This window comes from Bradyrhizobium sp. HKCCYLRH3073 (assembly GCF_051167995.1).
In the GTDB taxonomy this organism is placed as follows: domain Bacteria; phylum Pseudomonadota; class Alphaproteobacteria; order Rhizobiales; family Xanthobacteraceae; genus Bradyrhizobium.
The window spans coordinates 1-5,415 of sequence record NZ_JBNPUD010000031.1 but is presented as its reverse complement, the minus strand read 5'-3'; the positions used below and the strand labels follow the sequence as shown (position 1 = coordinate 5,415).

The 5,415-nt window shown below is 66.3% G+C and carries 4 protein-coding genes; 3 read left to right on the top strand and 1 reads right to left on the bottom strand.

Going from position 1 to position 5,415, the window contains the following annotated elements; genetic code table 11:
- The first annotated feature begins 261 nt into the window (after window positions 1–261).
- From ACQR1X_RS32420 to ACQR1X_RS32410, 3 genes are all read left to right on the top strand, one after another.
- A complete protein-coding gene (locus tag ACQR1X_RS32420; protein WP_316183701.1) occupies window positions 262–492 on the top strand; it encodes a hypothetical protein in 231 nt (76 codons plus the stop codon).
- A gap of 51 nt (window positions 493–543) precedes the next feature.
- A complete protein-coding gene (locus ACQR1X_RS32415) occupies window positions 544–2,586 on the top strand; it encodes a S8 family serine peptidase (RefSeq protein ID WP_434900356.1) in 2,043 nt (680 codons plus the stop codon).
- A 240-nt stretch (window positions 2,587–2,826) separates the two neighbouring features.
- Entirely contained in the window at window positions 2,827–3,321 is a 495-nt protein-coding gene (locus ACQR1X_RS32410) for a GFA family protein (RefSeq protein ID WP_434900355.1), read from the top strand.
- Window positions 3,322–3,397: 76 nt separating this feature from the next.
- Here the strand turns inward: ACQR1X_RS32410 and ACQR1X_RS32405 are convergent, their stop codons facing one another.
- The gene (locus ACQR1X_RS32405) at window positions 3,398–4,600 is read right to left on the bottom strand and encodes an ATP-grasp domain-containing protein (protein WP_434900354.1); all 1,203 of its coding nucleotides are present in this window, start codon (window positions 4,598–4,600) and stop codon (window positions 3,398–3,400) included.
- Between the last annotated feature and the right edge of the window lie 815 nt (window positions 4,601–5,415).

Genomic DNA, 5,415 nt, shown 5'->3' with positions numbered 1-5,415 from the left:
GGCCGCCGCGGCGGCGCAGCCGACCGACATGGAGCTGCAGGGCTTCTGGAGCGTGCTCAAGAAGATCGGACAGGGCGCGCAGACCGGCCTCAACATCGGGCATACGCTCGGCATCTTCAGCACCGGCCAGCCCACCGGCACGATGCACTAGACCGATTGGAAGCAACGATCCGCGACATTCGCAACGCGGATGCAAGCGAGTGAGACGGTGGGCGCGCCGAAGGTCCGCCCACCGCCGACCTGACATGGAGGGAGCGAGGCATGCCGGATCCGAACTCGGAGCAGGAATTCATCGTGCAGGGCGAGCCGGTCAAGTCCGGCCAGCTTGCTGATCATCTGAGCCGCGAGCCCGGCGTGAAGCGCATCGGTCAGGTCGCCCCCGACGTCGTCATCCTGTCGATGACGAAGAGCCAGGCCGATCGCCTCCGATCGACTTTCAGCACGATCGTGGTCGAGCCGAACGCTCCACTGAAACCCTTTGGCGCCGGCTGACTCCAGCCGCGCCCCCGACGATGTCACGAGCGAGGATGAAGGAGCCCGCAGATGGCCGCACGAAGCAAATCCGAAATCTCTGATCAGAAGGATGCGGCCGGCACGGCCGTCAACGGCACCGGAGCGCAGCCTGGAGCGGAGCAGCCCTCAGCCGAGGCCGCTGCCGCACCGCAGGCCGCAGCACGGGTGACCGCCGCATCAGCCCCTGCCTCGCCAGGGACCGGTCGCAGCGACGGCGGCACGGCGGCGCCAGCAACGGGCCAACCCGGCGCAACGATCTCGCAGCGGCGGGCGCAGTACATCCTGGCCCCGCGCCAGCAGACGGGGCTTGCGACCTTCAGCGCCGACTTCATCGTCCAGCAACTGACAAACACTCCCGACATCGACGTGGTGAAAACGATTCAGCCGCCGCGGCTGCTCGGATTTCAGAGCGCCGACCCGGGACAGGCGCCGCTCGGCCCCATGGTGCTGGCCCGCATGACGCCCGACAAGGCCGAATTGCTCAAGGCCCAGGCCGGAGCGCGGCTCGCGGTCGAGCGCGATGCGCCGCTCACCTACATGCTCGATCCGGCCGTTCCGCAGACTCCGGCGCCGCACCAGCTTCCCAATCCCGGCGTTCTCATTCCCCTGGCCGACGGCTTCTCGACGACGATCGAAGTGGTCGGCGAGAGCGGTCCGCTGCCGGAAGTGGAAGTCTACGTGTTCGGCAGCGTGTGGCCGGTTCAGGGCGTCACCAACGCCAGCGGCCGTGTCACGCTCAAGATTCAGGGCGAAACGCCCGACACCATCCGCTCGATCCTGATCAAGCCGCGGGTCGATTACTGGACCTTCTGGCTCGACCGTCCGCAACTGACCCCCGACAGCGTGAATCGCATTGCCGCGAAGACGCTGGGCGCCTACCTGCGCGGCTTTCCCGGCCAGCAATTGCTGGGATGGGGCCAGCGCGCGATGGGCCTCGATCGCGTGCCCCTCGCCTACAATGGCGCGGGCGTGAAGATCGCGGTGATCGATTCCGGCGCAGCACCAACGCATCGCAATCTGCACGGCGTCACGATCGGCAAGAGCATCGTCGGCAATGATCCCGCGAGCTGGACCATCGATACCATCGGTCACGGCTCGCATTGCGCCGGGATTATCGCCGGCGGCCCGGTCGGCAGCGGCGGCGGCATTCGCGGCTTCGCTCCGGCGGCCGAAATCCATGTCTGCCGGATCTTCCCGGGCGGCCGGTTCAGCGATCTCGTCTCGGCGCTCGACTACTGCATGGAGAACGGCATCGACGTCGCCAATATGAGCCTGGGCGGCGGCGAGCCGTCGCAGATCATCGAGGAGCGGATCCTGCGGGCCAAGCAGATGGGCCTCGCCTGTATCGTCGCTGCGGGAAATTCGTCGGGGCCGGTCCAGTTTCCCGGCTCGACGCCGCATTGCCTGTCGGTCGCCGCGATGGGCAAATGGGGCGAGTTTCCCGAGGACAGCTTCCACGCCCAGCAGGCGCTGGACGGCTTCCGCAGCAGCGACGGATATTTTCCGGCGAAGTTCAGCTGCTTCGGGCCGGAGATCGACGTCTGCGCGCCCGGCGTCGGCATCGTGTCCTCGCTGCCGGCCGATGGCTTCGGGGCGTGGGACGGCACCTCGATGGCGACGCCGCATGTCACCGGCCTCGCTGCGCTGGTGCTGGCGCATCATCCCGACTTCAAGGGCCCGTTCGCGACGCGCGACGCGCGACGCGTGGAGCGGCTGTTCCAGATCCTGAAGGAGACGTCGACGCCGCTGCAGTTCGGCGACCCCAATCGTGCGGGAGCCGGGCTGCCGAACGCGATGCGCGCCCTCGGCCTGGAAGCGGCCGTCGCCTCCGCGCCCGCGGCCGATCCCTCGCTCGACGTCCTTCGTCGTCTGCTGGGACTGGCGCGCGGCGAAGCGCAGAACGCCGGGACGTCTCCGACGCTGGCGCCGCAGGCGCCCAATGGCAAGCCCAACGGATCCGGCTCGGTTGCCAGGGGCCCGGCAACGACGACCGGCGAGTGGTCGAGCCCGGCCGCCGGTGATCCCAGTCCGGCGCAGATCCGCGACATGATGCACAAGGTCGGCTTGCTGTAGATTGCCGACGAGGCAGCAGCGACCAGAGCGGCATCAGACGTTGCACGACGGGCAGTTTGCACGTGAGCCTCACGCACGAAATGCCCGTCGTGCTGGTTCGTCGCGTGATCGAGGAATTGCAAGATCCGCCGCCTTTACGGCCGACGTGATGTTGATGGAGGCGTGCCGGCCGGAAATTCCAACCGCATCTCTTTGCGGAAGGATTTTCATCGGCGGCCGTCTGCATTCGCGAAGTGTACGATGACGTTGCGCATGCCCCACGGCAGGAATACCGTCACGTTGAAGGAGCAGAGTGAAATTCACGACGGGGCTCGCCAAGTGATCAAAGGAAGCTGCCTTTGCGGGGGCATCCGATTCGAAATCGACCAGGTTCGCGCGCTCACGCACTGCCATTGCAGCAACTGCCGCAAGCTGAGCGGAGCCGCCTTCGCCAGTTATGTTCACGTCGACGCCGACAAGTTCCGGCTGCTTTCCGGTGAAGAGCTGATGCAGCAATTCGAGTCGGCACCGGGCAGCTTTCGATTCTTTTGCCGCGTCTGCGGCTCGATCGCGCCAGGCAAGGCTGCATATCTCCCCACCGTCAGCATTCCCGCCGGACTGCTCGACGACGATCCCGGAGTCCGGCCCAAGTTGCATGTGTTCGCTGGTTCAAAGGCCCCGTGGTGGGACATCAACGACGGACTGCCTCAGCACGAAAAATGGGTGCCCGGCTTCGCTCCCAAAACGGAGACGTGATCTCCTCCACGCGATGGCAACGGCCGGACACCGCCCGGACCGTCCTAAGTGCTCGCGCTGCGGAGACGACGACCACTCATCCCGCCGCAGCCAGGATCTCCGCCCAGGCTTCGGGCGTGACCGCATAGGGCCCGACGGCGCCAGCGTGAAATTTTCGCCACAGCGACGGCTTGATCAGCGTCGCGGCAAGAGCAACGAAGACGGGAACCCCAGCAAGCGGATCGCCCGCGATCGGCGTAAGCTCTTCCATGGATCCCGCGTAGTCGCCTCGGGCGAAGATCGTGTCCATCGCTTCGCGCCACACTGCAGTCCGCGATCCCCTCTGCTGCGCGGCGCCGAGGATGGCAAGCAGCGTCTGGCGCGTGCGCACGCCGACTGAGCCGGCAGGGCTCGTCGCAGCCGACGCGCTCTTTGCTACATTGAGCATCGCGCTGACGAGGTCGACCCCCGCGGCCCACGCGTTGGCCGGCTCGACCAGCCGAGGGTTGACGTCGATGATCACGGGCCCGCCGTCGCCGACGATGACGTCCATTGATAGGCCGCCGTGCCAATCGAGTGCGCCGACCAATCGCGCCAGCATGTCCTGAAGACCAGGCAGAACGACGCTCTCCTTCAGCGAGGCACCGCCGCCGGCTCCCTCCCGCACGCGCAAGCAGGCGTGATGCGCGATCAGCCGGCCATGCTTGGCGACCGCCTGCACCATCGCGAGGGGACCAGACACCTGGACCTGTGCGATCAGATCCGCCCGCCCCACGCCCAGTTCGCGCGCCGCGGCCGCGAGATCGTCAGCGTTCCGCGCCCGCCGGACACCCGAGCTTGCCGTGCTCACCGGCCGTTTCAGGAAGACGGGAAAGCTGGTGATGTCGCAAAGATCTTCGGCACGCGAGATCAGAGTCGTCTGCGGCTGCGGTACGCCGGCGGCTTCGAGCGTATGCCAAGCCGAGATCTTGTCCTGCACCCGGGCGACGCTCGCGAAAGGCGGCACGATGGTCGCCACGCGAAGCTGCGACCGTCGCGCCGCCAGCACCGTGACCTGCTCCTGCGTCGGAAACAGCAGATCGATCCTCCGCTCGACGGCGACGCGCTCGGCCGCGGCAAGCCACCCGAACGGATCACGGCCGAACCGCGGCACGTCGTGAACGGCCCGCACGTGCCGGGTGAAACGCGACAGACAGACGCGCGTCGAGGACAGGATCTCGACCTCATGGCCGAGCGCACCGAGGCGCCCGGCCACCTGCCGCGAGGTGAGGCCCGATCCTTCGGATAGCAGGATTCTCATCTCGCAAGCCCTCACAGACGACCCGTGCGCGCCACCGTATGCACACGGATGTCTGAGAACTTGAGCAGCGTCAAATGACACCGCAAACGGGCGGCGAGAATGAAGGACTTTGTACGACGGGCAGTCCGCGCATGCATGCCATGCATCAACTGCCCGTCGTGTTGGTTTGTCGCACGATCCGCACTTGCACCGTCGGGCAAATCAGCTGCAGATTTCCGTCCGTCCCGCCTCACTGCAAGAGGGGCGTATCGCGGTCGTCACGAACGCTGAGGTGGGATGCGGTGGGCGTGTCGGGTTGCGCGTGAGTTCGCTCGCGCGGACGAACAATTCCGATGCGCACGGTCAAGTCGCGCGGTCCTGACATCCCGACGCTGATGTCAAGTTTGTTGTGGTGTTCTGCATCACGCGGACGATGGTGGCCAGAAAGCCCGGCGCACCAGGGAGAACGCGAAGCAGCCGTAAGACCATCGCGCAGGGAAGGCCGGGTGTTCCGGCTCGTACCTGTGGTTCCTGCCGCCTGCATTTTTTTCCGCAGGCGGGCCATGGGTGCGGCCAGCATCCGGCCTTCCCTGCGCCTCTGCTTTATTCGGAGGCGAGACTGATGCAGAGCCCGGGCGCGGATGCGCGGCGGGAATGAGAGGACGTGTCTGAACGAACTCAACTCTTCGACGGGCCTCAACAGCCCCGCTCTTTGAAAAGTGAAAAGCGCCAACCCAAGCTCGTCATGGCCGGGCTTGTCCCACGACTGTCCGGTTCAGCTTCCGCATATTGCGAGGCTCAACTGTTGTGGGTTTTTGGCAAGTTGGGGTGGCCCC